Here is a 16,740-nt window from a genome sequence, read left to right on the forward strand (position 1 = left end):
GCCCCAGGTCGATCTCTCATCATGTGGGATGATCGAGCGCTGACGACACGGAAATCTTTTCCCTTCACCTGTCGTTGACCCCTGCGACACCCCGCACCGGATGCGTGAGCATGCGGTTGCCCGGGCATCCAGGACTGACCGAATCAGCACGAGAGGACGGTGTGCCATGGGCGAGCGATCCCTGCGCGGGAGCCGACTGGGCAGCGTGAGCTACGAGACCGAGCGCAACACCGCGCCCATCGAGCGGCAGTACGCCGAGTACCGGTGCCCTCAGGGCCACCTCGTGACGGTGCCCTTCGCCGACGACGCGGAACTCCCCGACACGTGGGAGTGCAAGTACGACGGATCGGCTGCCAAGCTCGTGGGCGGCGCCGAGCCGGCCCCCAAGAAGGTCAAGCCCCCGCGCACGCACTGGGACATGCTCCTGGAGCGCCGCTCGGTCGACGACCTGGAAGAGGTCCTCGCCGAGCGCCTCGAGGTACTGCGCGGACGGCGCACCCGCGCCAGCTGAACCCAGCACCACGCGAAGATGGCCATCTTCGCCCTCCTCACGGGGGGCGAAGATGGCCATCTTCGTCTTGGCCCCGCTGCAGGGTCCCGCCGCGAGCGTGCGAGGGGCGGGGGGCAGCGGGGTCCTTCTTCAGCGGCGGGGGTCGGGGTCGACCTCGCCGTCGATGACGCGGGTGGCCGGGCCGGCGCGGAAGGGCTCCTCGACCGGGCCGGCGACCGGCTCGGCGCGCACCGACCGCACCCGCACCGGGCCCCGCATCGCGACCGGCAGCCGGCTGACCACCAGCCGGGCGATCAGCGCCCGGGGCAGCCCGCGGGTGACCGGCAGCAGGCACAGCAGCCCCAGCAGGTCGCCGAGGAAGCCGGGCAGCACCATCAGCAGGCCGCCGAGGGCGACCAGGCCGGCGTCGCCGAGGGCCCGCCCGGGTGCGCGGTGCTCCTCGGCCCGCTGGCGCAGTTCGCCCAGGGCCTTGGTGCCCTGCTTGGCGAGCAGCACCCAGCCCAGCGCGCTGGTCGCCAGGGTCGCCAGGATCGTCCAGCCGAGACCGATCCAGGAGGCGACGAGGACGTAGACGACGACCTCGGCCAGCGCCCCCAGCCCGATCGCCGTCCGGAGCCGCGACGACGGCCGACGCGACGGGTGTGGCGCCGGGTAGCCGGTGGCCATGTGCGCTCCTCCTCTGCCCGGCGGGCGGCGGGTGCCCCCTACCGGAGCACCTTCGTCCGCCACCCACCTCGGGCGCGTCCCGGCACGGGACGGGTCACCCGTCCGGGCAGCCGATCGGCCAGCCGGTCCAGGACTCCCCACCAGGTCACCCGTGCCAGTGCCTCTCCAACGATCGAACCGCTCATCTTGCTCCGCCCGGCGGTGCGTTCGCTGAAGGCGATCGGCACCTCGACCACCCGGGCCCCCGCGCGGACCGCCCGCCAGGCCCAGTCGACCTGGAAGCAGTACCCCTGGCTGGCCACCTCGTCGAAGGGCAGCGCGCCCACCAGCTCGACCCGCGCGGCCCGGAAACCGCCGGTGGCGTCGGCCAGCGGGAGCCGCAGCGCCCAGCGGGTGTAGAGGTTGCCGGCCCGGGACAGCGCCAGCCGGTGCGGGGGCCAGTCCACGACCTCACCGCCGGGCACGTAGCGCGAGCCCAGCACCAGGTCGGCGTCCTCCAACGCGGTCAGCAGCGCAGGCAGCCGCTCCGGGGGGTGCGAGCCGTCGGCGTCCATCTCCACGACCACCGCGTAACCGTGCTCGGCCGCCCAGGTGAACCCGGCGACGTAGGCCGGGCCGAGGCCGGCCTTGGTCGCCCGGTGCAGCACGTGCACCCGCTCGTCGGCGGCGGCCCGGGCGTCGGCGAGGGCGCCGGTGCCGTCGGGTGAGTTGTCGTCGACGACCAGCGCGTCTGCCGTGGGCACCGCGGCGTGCAGCCGGTCCAGCACCGCCCCGAGGTTGTCGACCTCGTCGTAGGTGGGGATCACCACGAGCACCGGGCCGAGGGGCTCCGCCGTGCCGGTCACCGGTCGGCCCGGCGGGCCGTCCGCCGGCGGACGGACCCGGGGACGGCGACGGCGAGGACGGCGCCGACGCCCAGCGCGGTGAGCACCCACTCCGGTCCGGCGTCCAGCCGCTCGGCGACGGTGCGGGAGTCCCGTTGCGCGATCTGCTGCACGAACGTGTCGGCGGTGAACAGCTCCGAGCGTTCGGCCAGCGAGCCGTCCGGGGCGACGATGGCGCTGATGCCGCTGGTCGCCGACACGACCACCGTGCGGCCGAACTCGACCGCCCGCAGCCGGCTCATCGCCAGCTGCTGCTCGCTCTCGTCGGTGAAGCCGAAGGTGGCGTTGTTGGTCTGCACGACGACCATCCCGGCACCGCCGTCGACGACGTCGGACACCAGCCCGTCGTAGGCGACCTCGAAGCAGATGACGTCGCCGACGTTCGCCCCGGCGATGGTGAGGTTCCCGTCCTGGGTGCCGTGCGCGAAGTCGGTGACCCGGTCGACCAGCGGGCTGAAGAACCGGAAGAACGGCCGGGCCGGCACGTACTCCGCCAGCGGCACCGGGTGGCGCTTCACGTAGGTCTCCCCCGGGCCGGTGACCGGGTCCCAGACGATGCCGGTGTTGGAGATGAACCGGCCGGGTCCGTCGACCACGGCCCCGACGAGGATCGGCGCACCGATCGCCTCGGCGGCCCGGCTGATCACCCGGGCGGCGTCGGCGTTGGCGTAGGGGTCGATGTCGGAGCTGTTCTCCGGCCAGACGACGAGGTCGGGCTGGTCGGCCTCGCCGCGGGCGACGGCGGCCGCGAGCTCCTGGGTGCGGCCGGCGTGGTTGTCCAGCACCGCGCGCCGCTGGGCGTTGAAGTCCAGCCCGGCGCGGGGCACGTTGCCCTGGATGACCGCCACGGTGCGGGTGGGCCCGCCCTCGGTGAGCGACGGACCGGCCAGCGGCAACCAGGCCACCGCACCGACCAGCGGGACGGCGAGGAGGGCGACCACCGCCGGCACCGCGGTGCGCACCCCGGCCCGGCGGCGGACGACCCGGACCACCGCGGGGACGGCGGCGGCCAGCAGCGTGCCGGTCAGCGCCACCGCGAAGCTCACCAGCGGGACCCCGCCGTAGGCGGCCAGGGCGGTGAAGGGCCCGTCGACCTGGCTGAACCCGAGCCGTCCCCAGGGGAACCCGCCCAGCGGCCAGCGACCGCGCAGCGCCTCGTCGGCGACCCACAGGGCAGCGGCCCACACCGGCCACAGCGGCAGCCGCGAGGTGGCCGCCGCGGCCGCGCCCAGGACGGCGAAGTAGAGCGCCTCGGTGACCGCCAGGGCCAGCCAGGGCAGTGGGCCGACGTAGACGCCGGTCCAGGACAGCAGCGGCACCATGAAGGCCAGCCCGAGCACCAGCCCGAGCCAGGCGCCGCTGCGCACCCGCTGACCGCGGACGGCGAGGGCCAGAGCGGCCGGGCCGAGCACCGCCAGCCATGACAGGCCGTACCCGGGGAAGGCCAGGAGCAGGGCCAGGCCACCGAGGACGGCCAGGGCGGTGCGCCAGGGCAGGCGTCGTCGGGCCGGGGCGTCCGGGGACGGGGCCGCGCCCGGTCCCGCCACCACCGTGCCGGTCGCCACCACTGCCGGCACCCCTGCCTCCCGTCCGGTCCCGGGCAGCAGCCGGGAGGTCGTGGCCCGGCGTCCGCCGGGCCCGGTGCCGCGGCACCCCGCCGTGGCAGCACCCAGCATCCCACCCCGGGCCGCCGTCCCGGCGGAGCGTCACCTGTGAGGACTCTCGCCGGGGTCGCCGGGGTCAGGCGTCGGCGGGCGGGGCGGGGACGACGAGGGTCGCCACCGCCTCGACGACCCGCAGCGGCGGGTCGAGCACCCGGGCCGCCGAGGCGCCGCGGCCGGGCTCCGCGCGGGCCACGACCTCGGCCCAGCAGCGCAGCTCGCGGCTGCGCCGGCCGACCCGGACCACCTCGCAGGAGGCCTCCAGCACGTCGCCGGCCTGCACCGGCGCCAGGAAGCGGACCTCGGAGTAGCCGGCGAGCAGGCCCTCGTCGCCGTCGGCGCGGATCGCCACCTCGGTGGCGACGTCACCGAAGAGGCCGAGGGTGTACGCGCCGTCGACGAGGTCGCCGCCGTAGTGGGCGTGGGCGTACGGGACGTAGCGGCGGTGGGTGACGGTGAGTCCCACCCGGGGGTCGGTCACGGCGTTGCCTCCTCGGGGACGAGTGCGTGCACCAGGTAGCTGGCGACCTCGCCGGGCGTCGTCCCCCGGCCGAAGACCTTGTCCACGCCGAGCTCGGCGGCCATCGCCGGGTCGAAGCGGGGCCCGCCGACGACCAGCAGCGGGCGGGACTCCCCCATCGCCTCGCGGAAGGCGCCGGCGAGCTCGCGGGTGTTGCGCAGGTGGGCGTCCTTCTGGGTGACGACCTGGGAGACGAGGACGGCGTCGGCCTTCCGGGCCCGGGCGGCGTGCACCAGCTCCGGCACGCTCACCTGGGCGCCGAGGTTGGCCACCTGCAGCTCTCGGTAGTACTCCAGGCCCTTCTCCCCCGCGAAGCCCTTGAGGTTGAGGATGGCGTCGATGCCCACGGTGTGCGCGTCGGTGCCGATGCAGGCGCCGAGGACGACGAGGCTGCGCCGGAGCCGGGCCTTCACCGCGGCGTTGACCTCGCTGGGCGACAGCAGGGGGTAGGGCCGCTCCTCGACGTGGACGGCGTCCAGGTCGACCAGGTGCCGCACGCTGCCGTAGACGACGAAGAAGGTGAACCCCTCGCCGATGCCGTGGCTGTGCACCACCATCGCCGGCTCGATGCCCATCTTGTGCGCCAGCTGCAGGGCCGCGCCCTCCGCCTTCGGGCCGGGCGGCACCGGCAGGGTGAACGACGTCTGCACCATGCCGTCGCCGGTGGTGTCGCCGTAGGGCCGGACCACGCTCCCCTCAGACACCGTCGAACGGCCCGACTCCGCGCCGCGGTCCGCTCCTCGCTCGCTGGCGCTCGCTGCGATGCTCCCGCGGCTGTCGTCAGACACGGACACCCTCCATCAGTTCCAACGCCGGGTTGTAGGCGCCGGCCGCGGTGCGAAACACGCCGTCCCTGCCCTTGCCGCCGTCCGGGGACCGCTTGGTGATGCCGAAGGTGCCGTCGGCGATGGCCTGGATCAGCCCCTGCTCGTGGTCGGCGATCCGTTCCAGCAGCTGCACCGCGTCGGTGAGCACGCTGTGCGCGCGGCGGTCGATGAAGCCGCCCGGCCGGGGCGCGAAGTCCTCGTGCAGGTTGCCGGCGGCCGACAGCACGTAGCGCACGTTGCGCAGCGCCAGGTCCCGGTCGGACAGCCACGGGGTGACCACGGCCTCGGTCATCATCCCGACCAGGAGGATGCCCTGGCCGGTGAGCGCCCCCGCCAGGTTGAAGAACCCGTCGAGCAGGTAGCCGCCGAAGACGTCGCCGGTCATGTGCTTGGTCGGCGGCATCCACTTGAGCGGGGCGTCGGGGAACAGCCCGCGGGCCAGCAGCGCGTGCGCCAGCTCCAGCCGGAACGACTCGGGCACCGCCGGGTCGATCTCGAAGGCGTGCCCGAGACCGAGCTGCCAGTCCGCGAGCCCGGCCTCGTGCGCCAGGGTCTCGTTGAGCAGCTGGCTGACGGTGACGGTGTGCGCCTCGTCGACGGCGTCGGCGGTGGTGAGGTAGTTGTCCTCGCCGGTGTTGATGATGATCCCGGCGCGGGCGTGCACCATCCGGCTGAACCGCTGGTCGACGAAGGTGCGCCGCGGGTTGATGTCGCGGAAGAGGATCCCGTACATCGCGTCGTTGAGCATCATGTCCAGCCGCTCCAGGCCGGCGAGCACCGCGATCTCGGGCATGCACAGCCCGGAGGCGTAGTTGGTCAGCCGGACGTAGCGGCCCAGCTCCGCGCTGACGTCGTCCAGCGCGGCCCGCATCAGCCGGAAGTTCTCCTGGGTGGCGTACGTGCCGGCGTACCCGGTGCGGGTCGCCCCCTCGGGCACGTAGTCCAGCAGCGACTGCCCGGTCGAGCGGATCACCGCGATGACGTCGGCCCCGGCCCGCGCGGCGGCCTGCGCCTGCGGGATGTCCTCGTAGATGTCCCCGGTGGCCACGATCAGGTAGATCCACGGACGGCGGGGCGGGTCGCCGTGGGTGGCCACCAGGTCCTCGCGGCGGGCCCGGTTGGCGTCGATGCGGGCCAGGCCGGCGCCGACCGCAGCCCGCGCCGCCTCCCGCGCCGGCTCCGGGTCGTCGGGCAGCGCGAACCGGGCCGTGCCGGCGCCCACCTGCTCGGCCAGCGCCGCCAGGTCCGGCGCCGTCCCGGAGGTGAGGGCGTGCCACACCGGCAGCGACACCCCGTGCGCGAGGCCCACCTGCTCCTGCACCGCGTCCACGACCCGGTTGACCCACGGCACCTCGCCGTCGCCGAGCACCGGGTCGGTGCCGGTGAGCCCGGCCAGCCGCAGCGTGGCGCGCTCGACGGAGACGGTGGTGTGCGTCCGCGCGAGGTCGACCACCGGCGCCGCGGCGCGTGTGGCCAGCTCCCGCGCCCGGCGGACCAGCTCGCCGTCCAGCTCCAGCCCGCTCATCGCGCCGTCCCCTCTGCGCAGAGACGCGCGAAACCACGCGTGGGAAGACGCGCGAAACCACGCGCGAAACCACGCGTGGGAAGACGCGCGAAACCGTGCGCGGGGGCGTGGGGGTGGGTCATCGGGGGTCTCCGATCGGGGTGCCGGCGATGAGCAGCCGGCGGCAGGCGGGGCGCAGCCGCCCGGCGAGGACGGCGGACAGCGTGCCGGTCGTCTCCCACAGTGCGAGGTCCGCCGGTGCGCCGACCGACAGCGGGCCCTCGGCGTGCTCGGACCGGGTGGCCACCCAGCCGCCGTGGGTGGCGGCGTCGAAGGCGTCGAACGGGCGCATCCCCGAGCCGGGCGTGCGGTGGTCCACCGCGGCGTGCACCCCGCCCCAGGGGTCCAGCGGGGTCACCGGGGCGTCGCTGCCCAGCGCCACGGCCACGCCGGCGTCGACCAGGTCGGCCAGCGGGTTGCAGGCGGCCGCCCGCTCGACGCCCAGCCGCTCGGCGTACATGCCGGCCGCGCCGCCCCACGCGGCGTCGAAGGCCGGCTGGACGCTGGCGACCATCCCCCACTGCCGCAGCTGGTCGACCGCGTCGGCGCCCAGCATCTCCACGTGCTCGAGCCGGTGCCGGCAGGCCCGGACCGCGTCCCGGCCGAGCTCGGCGACGACGGCGGCGACCGCGGTGAGCACCTGGTCGACGGCGGCGTCCCCGATGACGTGGAAGCCGGCCTGGACGCCCGCGGCGGTGCAGGCCCGCAGGTGCTCGACCAGCTCGGCGGTCTCGAACCGGAGGTTGCCGCTGGTGTCGGGCCGGTCGACGTAGGGGGCCGAGAGCGCCGCGGTGTGCGAGCCGAAGGCGCCGTCGCAGAACAGGTCGCCGCCGGCGCCGGCGAGGCCGAGCTCGCGGACCACCGCGAGCCCGCCGCGCGCGGACAGCTCGCCCCAGTAGCCGACCACCCGCGGTCCGGGGGCCTGGCCGGCGAGCTCGAGCAGGCCGGCGAGGTCCTCGGCGCTGGACACCTCCGGGCCGCCCATCTCGTGCACGGTGCCGATGCCCAGCTCGGCCGCGGCGGCCAGGGTGGCCCGCTGCGCGGCGCGGCGCTGGTCGGCCGGCACCGACCCGTAGGCGGCCTGCCGGACGGCGTGGTGCGCGTCGAGCCGCAGCCGGCCGTCGGGGCTGTACCCGGGCAGGCCGGTGATGCCGGGCACCCGGTCCAGCAGCGCGGTGGAGACGGTCGCGGAGTGGACGTCGACGCGGGCCAGGTAGGCCGGCCGCTCCCCCACCACCGCGTCCAGGTCGTGCCGGGTGAGGCCGCGGCCCTCGGGCCAGGCCGTCTCGTCCCAGCCGGTGCCCAGCACCGTGCCGGTCGGCGCGCGGCCGGAGTGCTCGGCGACCCTGGCGACGGCGGCCCGCAGGCTGCCGGCGCCGTGCAGGGCCAGGCCGGTGAGCGAGAGGCCGGTGGCGGTGGCGTGCACGTGGGCGTCGACGAACGCCGGGGTGAGCAGTGCTCCCCCGCCGTCGACCGTGCGGTCGGCCGGGAGGGCGTCGGCGTCCGCGCCGAGCCAGGCGATCCGCCCGTCCACCACGTGCACCGCCCGGCCGGCCCGGTCCCCCACGGTCACGTCCCGGACGACCACCGAGGTCATGCCCGCACCCGCGGGTCGATCAGCGACCGCACGCCCGGCGTCCGCCGGTACAGGTCCAGGGCCAGGGCCGCGTGCCCCGGCGTGTAGCCGTTGCCCACCAGCATGGTCACGTCCGCCGCCATCCCCTCCGCGCCCAGGGCCGCCGCCGAGAAGGACGTGGCCATGGAGAAGAAGACCACGGTGCCGCCGTCGGCCGTCGCGAGGACCGCCCCGTGCTCGGCGCCGGGCACGTCGACGCAGACCACGGTGACGTCGACCGGCTCCCCCACCGCCGCGGCGACCGCGAGCGGGTCGGTGGCGTCAGCGACGACGACCTCGTCGGCCAGCCGGGCCGCACGCAGGGCGTCCGCCTCCCGCTCGTCGCGGACGACGCCGACGAGCCGGCCGGCGTGGGCGTCCCGCGCAGCGGCCAGGCTCAGGCACCCGGACTTGCCGGCCGCGCCCAGGACGGCGACCGAGGACCGGTGCCCGAGCCGACGCCGGCGCCGGTGCACGACGCGCTCGGTGGCCGCCGGCGCGCCGCACACGTCCAGCACCGCCAGCGCCACCTGCTCGGGCAGGTCGTCGGGCAGCACCGCGGCGATCGACCGGGAGAACAGCACGGCGCTGCCCGACGCCGGGACCTGCTCGCTGAGGCCGTCCCACCCGGCGAGCCCGTCGGTGAGGAGCAGCGGGGTGAGCGTGAGCGACACGAGCGTGGCGACCCGCTGGCCCGGCTCCAGGCCCAGCGGTGAGTCCGGGCCGACCTCGTCGACGACGCCGATCAGCATCCCGCCGGAGCCGGTGACCGGGTTGTGCATCTTGCCGCGGCGCTCGACGATGCCCAGCACCTCGGCCCGGACCGCGTCGCCGTCGCCGCCGTGCGCCTCGGACAGCTGCCGGAAGGAGGCGGCGTCCAGGTTGAGCCGGCGCACCGCGATCCGCACCTCGTCCGGGCCCAGCCGCGGGTCGGGGTCCAGCCGGGTCGCGGCCTGGGGCAGCACGCCGACCGGTTCCAGCACCCGGTGCACCCCGAGGCTGCGCTGCAGTGCGCTCGTCGCCACCGTCGTCCCTTCCGTCACAGGCCGCCCGACACGGGAGAACCTATCGTCATCTGCTCGATCCGCCGCATTTCTTCCCGTAGGGTCGCCGTGTCGTCGTCGTCCGTGGGATGGAGCACCGGTGCTGGAGCAGCCCTACGAGTACACCGCGCGGGAGCTCGTCGAGCCCGACTGGCGTCGGCTGCCCGGCTTCGCCGACGTCTCCGACGCCGAGTGGCGCAGCGCCCAGTGGCAGCGCGCGCACTGCGTGAAGAACGTCCGGCAGCTGCGCGGGGTGTACGGCGACCTGCTCGACGAGGCCTTCTACGCCGACGTCGAGGCCGACCAGGCCGGGCGGGCGACGATGTCGCTGCTGCTGCCGCCGCAGATGCTCAACACCATGGTGCCGGCGGCGGCGCCGACGACGGCGGCGATGCTCGCCGACCCGGTGCGCCGCTACATGCTGCCGGTCGCCTCCGACCGGCTCCCCGGCGACGCCGGCAGCCACCCGTACGCCGCCCGCGACTCGTTGCACGAGCACGAGATGTGGGCCGTCGAGGGGCTCACCCACCGGTACCCGACCAAGGTGCTCGCCGAGCTGCTGTCGACCTGCCCGCAGTACTGCGGTCACTGCACCCGGATGGACCTGGTGGGCAACTCGACCCCGGCCGTCCCCAAGCTCAAGTTCGAGCTGAAGCCGGTCGACCGGCAGGGGGCGATGCTGCAGTACCTGCGGGACACCCCCGGCGTCCGGGACGTCGTGGTCTCCGGCGGCGACGTGGCCAACCTGCCGTTCAAGAACCTGGAGGCGTTCGTCGCCGGGCTGCTGGACATCGACTCGGTCCGCGACATCCGGCTGGCCTCCAAGGCGCTGATGGGCCTCCCCCAGCACTGGCTGCAGCCCGAGGTGGTCGAGGGCATGGGCCGGCTCGCCGCCACCGCGCAGCAGCGGGGCGTCTCGCTGGCCGTGCACACCCACGTCAACGCCGCGCAGTCGGTGACCCCGCTGGTCGCCGAGGCGGCGCGGGCCCTGCTCGAGGTCGGCGTGCGCGACGTGCGCAACCAGGGCGTGCTGCTCGACGGCGTGAACGCGACCGCCGGGCAGCTGCTCGACCTGTGCTTCGCGCTCCTCGACGGCGCCTCGATCACGCCCTACTACTTCTACATGTGCGACATGATCCCCAGCGCCGAGCACTGGCGGGTCCCGCTGGCCACCGCGCAGACGCTGCAGCACGACGTCATGGGCTACCTGCCGGGGTTCGCGACGCCGCGGATCGTCTGCGACGTGCCCTACGTCGGCAAGCGCTGGGTGCACCAGGTCGCCGAGTACGACCGCGAGCGCGGCATCAGCTACTGGACGAAGAACTACCGGATCGGCATCGAGCGCGCCGACGCGGCCGCGCTGGACCGCCGCTACGCCTACTACGACCCGATCCACTCCCTGCCCGCCGCGGGCCGCGAGTGGTGGGCCGCCCAGCGGGTGCCGGTGCTCGAGCCGGCCTGATCCCGGGCCCGCTACCGTCCGCGTCGTGATCATGGTCGCGGCCGTCGGTGCCGCTCTGCTCGCGGCCCTGGCCGTGTTCCAGCTGGTGCTCGCCGGCGGGGCACCGCTCGGCCGGTTCGCGTGGGGCGGGCAGCACACCGTCCTGCCCGCCCGGTTGCGCGTCGGCAGCGCCGTCTCGGTGGTGCTGTACGCGGTCATCGGCCTGGTCCTGCTCGACCGGGCCGGGGCGGTCGACGTCCTGCCCGACGGTCTCAGCCGCGGCCTCACCTGGTTCCTCACCGGGTACTTCGCCCTGGGCACGGTGCTCAACCTGGTGTCCCGCAGCCGACCGGAGAGGCTGGTCATGACGCCGGTGGCCGCGGCGCTCACCGCCGTCTGCCTGGCTCTCGCGCTGACCTGACCCCGTCTGGTTTCCACCGGCGCGGACGGCGGTAGCTCCCCCGGGGTGGAACTGCTCTGCACCGGCCGGTTGCGGTTGCGCGCCTGGACGACGTCCGGCGCCGACCTCGACCGGCTCGCGGACCTCTACGGCCGGGACGAGGTGACCCGCTGGCTGGGCGGGCCGCCCACGGTGCCGCCGGCCGAGCTGGTGGAGCGGTGGCGGCTGGTGCACGAGCTGGACCCGGCGCACGGCTGCTGGGCGGTCGAGCCGCTGGACGGCGGCGCCGCGGCGGGCACGGTGCTGCTCAAGCCACTCCCGGACGGCGTGGGCGAGGTGGAGGTGGGCTGGCACCTGCACCCGGACAGCTGGGGCCGCGGCTACGCCACCGAGGCGGCCCGGGCGGTGGTCGACCGGGCCTTCGGCGACGGGCTGCTGGAGGTGTTCGCCGTCGTCCGGCCCGGCAACGAGGCGTCCCTGGCGGTCTGCCGCCGGCTGGGCATGCAGCCGCTGGGCCGCACCACCCGCTGGTACCACCGGGAGCTGGAGGCCTTCCGGCTCGAGGCCCCGCCGCTGCCATGACCGAGTGGCTGGCCGACCCCGGCGCCTGGGCGGCCCGGTGGGTGTTCACCCGGGGCATCGCGCTGGTCTACCTGGTCGCCTTCGTCGCGGCGCTGCGGCAGGGCCCGGCGCTCATCGGCACCTCCGGCCTCACCCCGGTCCCCCGGTACCTGCAGCACACGTCGTTCCGCCGGTCGCCGAGCGTCTTCCACTGGCACTGGTCGGACCGCTTCTTCCGCGGCTGCTGCTGGACCGGCATCGTGCTGGCGCTGCTCGCCCTGGGAGGGGTCGCCGACCGGCTGCCGGTCGCCGGCTGGATGGCGCTGTGGCTGACGCTCTGGGCGCTGTACCTGTCGATCGTCGACGTCGGCCAGATCTGGTACGGGTTCGGCTGGGAGACGCTGCTGCTCGAGGCGGGCTTCCTCACCGTCTTCCTGGGCCCGGCCCACGTCGCCCCGCCGCTGCTGGTGATGTGGCTGCTGCGCTGGCTGCTGTTCCGGCTGGAGATCGGCGCCGGGCTGATCAAGATGCGCGGCGACCGCTGCTGGCGGGACCTGACCTGCCTGGCCTACCACCACGAGACCCAGCCGATGCCCAATCCGCTGAGCTGGTGGTTCCACCGGCTGAGCCCGCGGCTGCACCGGGTCGAGACGCTGGCCAACCACGTCACCCAGCTGGTCGTCGTCTTCGGCCTGCTGCTGCCCCAGCCGGTCGCCGGGGTGGCCGCCGCCGTCGTGGTGGTCACCCAGGGCTACCTGCTGGTCAGCGGCAACTTCGCCTGGCTCAACGCGCTCACCCTCGTGCTGGGGCTGTCGGTGCTCGACGGGCGCTGGCTGGATGCGGTCCTGCCGGTCGACCGCCCGGCCGAGCTCGGCACCCCGGCCTGGTTCGGCGGCCTGAGCGTGGCGCTGACGGTCCTGGTGGCCGTGCTGAGCATCGGCCCGGTGCGCAACCTGCTGTCACCGCAGCAGCGGATGAACACCAGCTTCGACCCGCTGCGGCTGGTCAACAGCTACGGCGCGTTCGGCTCGGTCACCCGGGTGCGCCGCGAGCTGGTGGTGGAGGCGACCGACGAGCTCGGACCGGACGCGGAGTGGCGGGAGTACGAGTTCCGCGGCAAGCCCGGCGACGTGCGCCGCCGGCCGCCGCAGTGGGCGCCCTACCACCTGCGGCTGGACTGGCTCATGTGGTTCGTCGCCCTCTCCCCCGCCTACGGCCGGCCGTGGCTCAGCACGTTCCTCCGCAAGCTGCTGGCTGCCGACCCGGCCACCCTGCGGCTGCTCCGCTCCGCCCCGTTCGGTCAGCGCCGCCCGGCCGCGGTGCGGGTCCTGGTCTACCGCTACCGGTTCACCACCCGGGCCGAACGGCGGGAGACCGGCGCCTGGTGGCACCGCAGCTACGAGCGGCAGCTGGTCGGCCCGACGACGGCGGAGGACGTCGGGGCGCCCTGAACCGGCCGCGCCGCCGTCAGGCCCGGGCCGGGGCCGCCTCGGGCTCGTCCGCCGGTGGGGCCGGCTCGGCGTCCGCCGCCCGCCGTTGCCGCCACGGCAGGGCCAGCACGATGAGCGCGACGAGGACCAGGCTGCTCAGCGGGGCGACCCGGTACACCCAGCCGTCCCAGGCGGCCGGGGCGAGGCCCGAGCCCAGGCCGATGTAGGCCCACCAGGCCCACACGCCGATGGCCACCTGCAGCAGCGGCAGCAGCCGGGTCGGGGCGAGCACGGTGAACGGGGCGGGCCAGGCGAGGTACTGGGCGCCGTGCCCGGCGGTGGTCACCTGGAACACCGAGGCGGTCACGCCGGCCAGCACGACGGGGTGCGCCCGCCGCCACCACCAGACGGCGGCGACGATGGCGGCGAGCGTGGCCAGCGAGCCGATCCGGCCGACCGTCGCCCAGAACGTCGACGTCTCGAAGCTCTCGTAGGTGTACGGCTCGACGAGGAAGACGATCGCCGACCACCCCCACGTCCCGCCCGCGGAGTTGTAGCCGACGATCGTGGAGACGATCTCGGGCAGCGACCGGAACGGCGTGCCCACGGTGAGCGGCATGGTCAGCAGCAGGGTGAGCCCGACCGCCAGGCCGCCGAGCAGCAGCTGCCCGCGGGCCCGCCAGGTCGGCAGGCCGATCAGCAGCGCCGGCAGGAACAGCAGCGGCCAGGTCTTCACCGAGACGGCCAGCCCGAGGAGCGCGCCGGCCGCGAGCGCGCGGCGTCCGGTGCCGGGCCGCGCGGCCAGGAAGGCGGCCAGGGCGAACAGCAGGCACAACGGCTCCATCTGGCCGTGCACGGCGCTGACGAAGAAGGCGATCGGGGTGCAGGCGTACTGGAAGGCGCGCAGCCCGCCCTTCTCCCGGCCCCCCAGCGTCCAGACCAGGACGACGACGCCCAGGTCGAAGCAGATCGGCAGGACCCGGGCGACCGACAGCCACGGCAGCCCGGTCCACTCCTCGAACGCCACCATCCCGGCCAGCAGGAAGGCGTAGGTGGGCAGGTAGCTCCACCCGCGGGGCCGGCTGTTGAGCGTCGGGTCCTGGTGGGCGAGGACGTTCTCGCCGGCGATCCGGAAGTCGTTGAGCAGGTCGTAGGGGGCCACGTCCTTGGCGATCACGAACAGGGCCACCCGGAAGGCGAGCGCGACGAGCAGGGCGTCGAGCAGGGACGGGCGCCACTCGCGCCGTCCGCTGACGACGAGCAGCGTGCCGGCGACGCCCACCAGGAGCAGCGCCAGGAGGGCGAGCGTCGGGGTCATGCGGCGCTCCGGGGGCGGGTCGGGGTCAGCGGCGGGCGCGGGCGACGAGCGTCTTCAGCCGCTGCACCGGCGGCCGGCGGGTCTTCGCCACCTTGTGGCCGGCGGCGTAGGCGGCGTCCTTCTCCTTGGCCTCCTCCGGCGTCGGGGCGGTGCCCCCGAGGTGGGCCGGCAGCCACCAGCGGTCGTCGTCGCCGGCGGGCTGGTCGGGGTAGGACTGCTGGGCCTCGTCGAGCAGGGCCTCCATCGCCGCGCGGGTGCGGCGCAGCAGGGACTGCACCTTCTCCCCCGGCTCGGGGACCAGCGGCTCACCGATGAGCACCGTCACCGCCACGCCCCGGCGCAGCACGACGTCGTGCCCCTTGGTGGCGATGCGGTGCCCGCCCCACACGGCGGCGGGCAGGACCGGGACGCCGGCGTCGATCGCCATCCGGGCGGCACCGGCCTTGAGGTCCTTGACGGTGAACGAGCTGCTGATCGTCGCCTCGGGGAAGATGCCGACGACCTGACCGTCCTTCAGCGCGCGGACCGCCGAGTCGAACGCCGCCGCCCCCGCCTTGCGGTCGACCGGGATGTGCTGCATCGCCCGCATGAAGGGCCCGGAGAAGCGGTGGGTGAACACCGCCGACTTGGCCATGAACCGCACCAGCCGGTGCTGCGGGAGGGCGGCGAGCCCGAGGAAGGTGAAGTCGAAGAAGCTGACGTGGTTGCTGCAGATGATCGCCCCGCCGGAGGTGGGCACGTGCTCCTGGCCGCGGACGTCGAAGCGGAAGCCGAAGAGGCGGAAGACGACCAGCGCCAGCCGGATGACGATGCGGTACGGCCGGTCGCGTCGGTCCGGGTGCGGCCCGAAGAGGTCACGGCGGACGACGTCGCCCCAGCTGGCGGTGTACATGGGCGGACCCTAACCAACCCGCGGCCGGTCGGTCCGGGCGACCGCTCGGCGGCTCAGTCGCCGTGGGTGGCGGCGACCGCGGCGCGGACCACGGCGGCCAGGTCGCCGCTCGTCGCGTGCACGCGTCGTTGCAGGTCGGCGCCGGTGCCCCGGCGCAGGACGTCGGCCACCCCGCGCTCGACCAGCGCCAGGTCGCCGCTGTCGGCCAGTGCGGCGCGGACGTGGTCGACCAGGGCGGCGACCACCTCCGCCGCCGGCGCGGGCCGCCCGGTGCGGGGGTGGACGAGCGCACCGGACACCCCCGACCGGCCCGCGCGCCAGGCGGCGACCCGGAGGACCTCGGTGCGGACGTCGGGTGCGGGCCGGCCGGCCCGCCAGTCGCGGGCCGCGGTCTCGACCAGCCCGCGGACGAGGCCGGCCAGCAGGACGGCGTCCTCGACCAGCAGAGCGACGTCGGCGACCCGGACCTCGACGGTGGGCCAGGTCGCCGACAGCCGGGCGTCGAAGTAGACCATCCCGTCGTCGAGGACCGTGCCGCTGGCGAGCAGGTCCTCGACGACCCGGTGGTAGGTGGCCGGCGAGCCGAAACGGCCGGTGGGGCCGGCCGAGGGCCAGCGGGTCCACACCTGCGACCGGAAGCTGGCGTACTCGGAGTCCGTGCCCTGCCAGAAGGGCGAGTTGGCGGTGAGCGCGGTCAGCACCGGCAGCCAGACCCGGATGTGGTCGAGGACGGCGACGCCCTCCTCGTCGTCGGCGACCGAGACGTGCACGTGGCAGCCGCAGGTGAGCGGCTCCAGCGCGGTCAGGCCGAAGGTCTCGAGCATCCGCTGGTAGCGGTCCCCCTGCGTGGGCACCGGCTCGACGAGCACCGGCGACGTCGCCAGCGCGGCGACCCGGGCCCCGACGGAGGCGGCTGCCGCATCGGCCCGGGACCGCCAGTGCCGCAGCTCGGCGGCGACCTCGGTCAGGGTCCGGCACACCCGGGTGCCCAGCTCGATCTGCTGCTGCTTCAGCTCGGGGACCAGCCGGGCGCCACCGAGGTCACCGGGTGGAGGTGCCTCCTGCTCCGCCCGGGCGTGCTCTTCCACGGTCTCGCCCTCCCCGTGGCGGGCGGCCGTGGCGAGGGCCTCCGGCGCGAGCGGGACGGGCGTGCCCGAGGGGTCGACGACGAGCAGTTCTTCTTCTACCCCGACGGTGCGCACGAGTCATGATCACGTCCACGCCCGCCGATCTGCACAGTGGGCCCTCTGACGGCCCACCCACATGGGTGGGCCGTTATGCCCAAGTGCTCATTCGAGAATGGACCGGGACCTGCGGTCCCGGCTCCTCCTGGTCCCGCACCGTCGTCGGCCGCCATTCACCGATTGGCGCCATGGCGCCCGGAGGGCGCCATGGCGCCCGGAGGGC

The 16,740-nt window shown here is 75.1% G+C and carries 16 protein-coding genes; 5 read left to right on the plus strand and 11 right to left on the minus strand.

The features are described from left to right. The first annotated feature begins 166 nt into the window (after positions 1-166). A complete protein-coding gene (locus HL054_RS07265) occupies positions 167-511 on the plus strand; it encodes an RNA polymerase-binding protein RbpA (protein WP_110554073.1) in 345 nt (114 codons plus the stop codon). 129 nt (positions 512-640) lie between these two features. Here HL054_RS07265 and HL054_RS07270 read toward each other — a convergent pair whose 3' ends face one another. The 8 genes from HL054_RS07270 to HL054_RS07305 form a co-directional block, all read right to left on the minus strand. Next, positions 641-1,177 carry an FxsA family protein gene (locus HL054_RS07270; RefSeq protein ID WP_369138206.1) on the minus strand — a complete coding sequence of 179 codons (537 nt, stop codon included), beginning with the start codon at positions 1,175-1,177 and terminating at the stop codon, positions 641-643. A 38-nt stretch (positions 1,178-1,215) separates the two neighbouring features. Continuing rightward, a complete protein-coding gene (locus tag HL054_RS07275; RefSeq protein WP_369138207.1) occupies positions 1,216-2,022 on the minus strand; it encodes a polyprenol monophosphomannose synthase in 807 nt (268 codons plus the stop codon). Beyond that, a complete protein-coding gene (lnt, locus tag HL054_RS07280; RefSeq protein ID WP_369138208.1) occupies positions 2,019-3,638 on the minus strand; it encodes an apolipoprotein N-acyltransferase in 1,620 nt (539 codons plus the stop codon). Before lnt ends, HL054_RS07275 begins: the two co-directional genes overlap by 4 nt. Positions 3,639-3,801: 163 nt before the next feature. After that, entirely contained in the window at positions 3,802-4,203 is a 402-nt protein-coding gene (locus tag HL054_RS07285) for a hotdog fold domain-containing protein (protein WP_369138209.1), read from the minus strand. Next, positions 4,200-4,946 (minus strand): OAM dimerization domain-containing protein, encoded by a 747-nt coding sequence (locus tag HL054_RS07290; RefSeq protein ID WP_369138211.1) that lies wholly within the window; start codon positions 4,944-4,946, stop codon positions 4,200-4,202. Before HL054_RS07290 ends, HL054_RS07285 begins: the two co-directional genes overlap by 4 nt. A gap of 76 nt (positions 4,947-5,022) precedes the next feature. Then, positions 5,023-6,594, minus strand: coding sequence for a lysine 5,6-aminomutase subunit alpha (locus HL054_RS07295; RefSeq protein ID WP_369138212.1), 1,572 nt, complete (start codon positions 6,592-6,594; stop codon positions 5,023-5,025). 118 nt (positions 6,595-6,712) lie between these two features. Then, positions 6,713-8,230, minus strand: a complete 1,518-nt coding sequence (locus HL054_RS07300; protein ID WP_369138213.1) for an amidohydrolase — start codon at positions 8,228-8,230, stop codon at positions 6,713-6,715. Then, positions 8,227-9,273 (minus strand): L-erythro-3,5-diaminohexanoate dehydrogenase, encoded by a 1,047-nt coding sequence (locus tag HL054_RS07305; protein ID WP_369138215.1) that lies wholly within the window; start codon positions 9,271-9,273, stop codon positions 8,227-8,229. Before HL054_RS07305 ends, HL054_RS07300 begins: the two co-directional genes overlap by 4 nt. 118 nt (positions 9,274-9,391) lie before the next feature. On the opposite strand from HL054_RS07305, the gene HL054_RS07310 reads away from it, so the two are divergent. From HL054_RS07310 to HL054_RS07325, 4 genes are read left to right on the plus strand one after another with little or no spacing between them, the layout of a single operon-like run. After that, complete coding sequence (locus tag HL054_RS07310; protein WP_369138217.1) at positions 9,392-10,753, plus strand: KamA family radical SAM protein; 1,362 nt, start codon at positions 9,392-9,394, stop codon at positions 10,751-10,753. A gap of 31 nt (positions 10,754-10,784) precedes the next feature. Next, positions 10,785-11,153, plus strand: coding sequence for a hypothetical protein (locus tag HL054_RS07315; RefSeq protein WP_369139076.1), 369 nt, complete (start codon positions 10,785-10,787; stop codon positions 11,151-11,153). A 45-nt stretch (positions 11,154-11,198) separates the two neighbouring features. Further along, positions 11,199-11,714, plus strand: a complete 516-nt coding sequence (locus tag HL054_RS07320; RefSeq protein WP_369138218.1) for a GNAT family N-acetyltransferase — start codon at positions 11,199-11,201, stop codon at positions 11,712-11,714. Continuing rightward, complete coding sequence (locus HL054_RS07325) at positions 11,711-13,144, plus strand: lipase maturation factor family protein (RefSeq protein ID WP_369138219.1); 1,434 nt, start codon at positions 11,711-11,713, stop codon at positions 13,142-13,144. Before HL054_RS07320 ends, HL054_RS07325 begins: the two co-directional genes overlap by 4 nt. 16 nt (positions 13,145-13,160) lie before the next feature. Here HL054_RS07325 and HL054_RS07330 read toward each other — a convergent pair whose 3' ends face one another. Genes HL054_RS07330 through HL054_RS07340 form a run of 3 tightly spaced genes read right to left on the minus strand, consistent with a single transcriptional unit; the run spans position 13,161 to position 16,535 of the window. After that, positions 13,161-14,441, minus strand: coding sequence for a glycosyltransferase 87 family protein (locus tag HL054_RS07330; RefSeq protein ID WP_369138221.1), 1,281 nt, complete (start codon positions 14,439-14,441; stop codon positions 13,161-13,163). Positions 14,442-14,466: 25 nt separating this feature from the next. Then, positions 14,467-15,333, minus strand: coding sequence for a lysophospholipid acyltransferase family protein (locus HL054_RS07335; RefSeq protein ID WP_369138223.1), 867 nt, complete (start codon positions 15,331-15,333; stop codon positions 14,467-14,469). 53 nt (positions 15,334-15,386) lie between these two features. Further along, positions 15,387-16,535, minus strand: coding sequence for a glutamate--cysteine ligase (locus tag HL054_RS07340; protein ID WP_369138225.1), 1,149 nt, complete (start codon positions 16,533-16,535; stop codon positions 15,387-15,389). Positions 16,536-16,740 lie beyond the last annotated feature (205 nt).

This window comes from Modestobacter versicolor, from assembly GCF_041028285.1.
In the GTDB taxonomy this organism is placed as follows: domain Bacteria; phylum Actinomycetota; class Actinomycetes; order Mycobacteriales; family Geodermatophilaceae; genus Modestobacter; species Modestobacter versicolor_A.

Excerpts from the sequence above, each read along its gene's own strand:
- HL054_RS07295 (WP_369138212.1), bottom strand. The coding sequence starts at position 6,594 with ATGAGCGGGCTGGAGCTGGACGGCGAGCTGGTCCGCCGGGCGCGGGAG.
- HL054_RS07335 (WP_369138223.1), bottom strand. The coding sequence starts at position 15,333 with ATGTACACCGCCAGCTGGGGCGACGTCGTCCGCCGTGACCTCTTCGGG.
- HL054_RS07330 (WP_369138221.1), bottom strand. The coding sequence starts at position 14,441 with ATGACCCCGACGCTCGCCCTCCTGGCGCTGCTCCTGGTGGGCGTCGCC.
- HL054_RS07325 (WP_369138219.1), top strand. The coding sequence starts at position 11,711 with ATGACCGAGTGGCTGGCCGACCCCGGCGCCTGGGCGGCCCGGTGGGTG.
- HL054_RS07265 (WP_110554073.1), top strand. The coding sequence starts at position 167 with ATGGGCGAGCGATCCCTGCGCGGGAGCCGACTGGGCAGCGTGAGCTAC.
- HL054_RS07270 (WP_369138206.1), bottom strand. The coding sequence starts at position 1,177 with ATGGCCACCGGCTACCCGGCGCCACACCCGTCGCGTCGGCCGTCGTCG.
- HL054_RS07315 (WP_369139076.1), top strand. The coding sequence starts at position 10,785 with ATGGTCGCGGCCGTCGGTGCCGCTCTGCTCGCGGCCCTGGCCGTGTTC.
- HL054_RS07300 (WP_369138213.1), bottom strand. The coding sequence starts at position 8,230 with ATGACCTCGGTGGTCGTCCGGGACGTGACCGTGGGGGACCGGGCCGGC.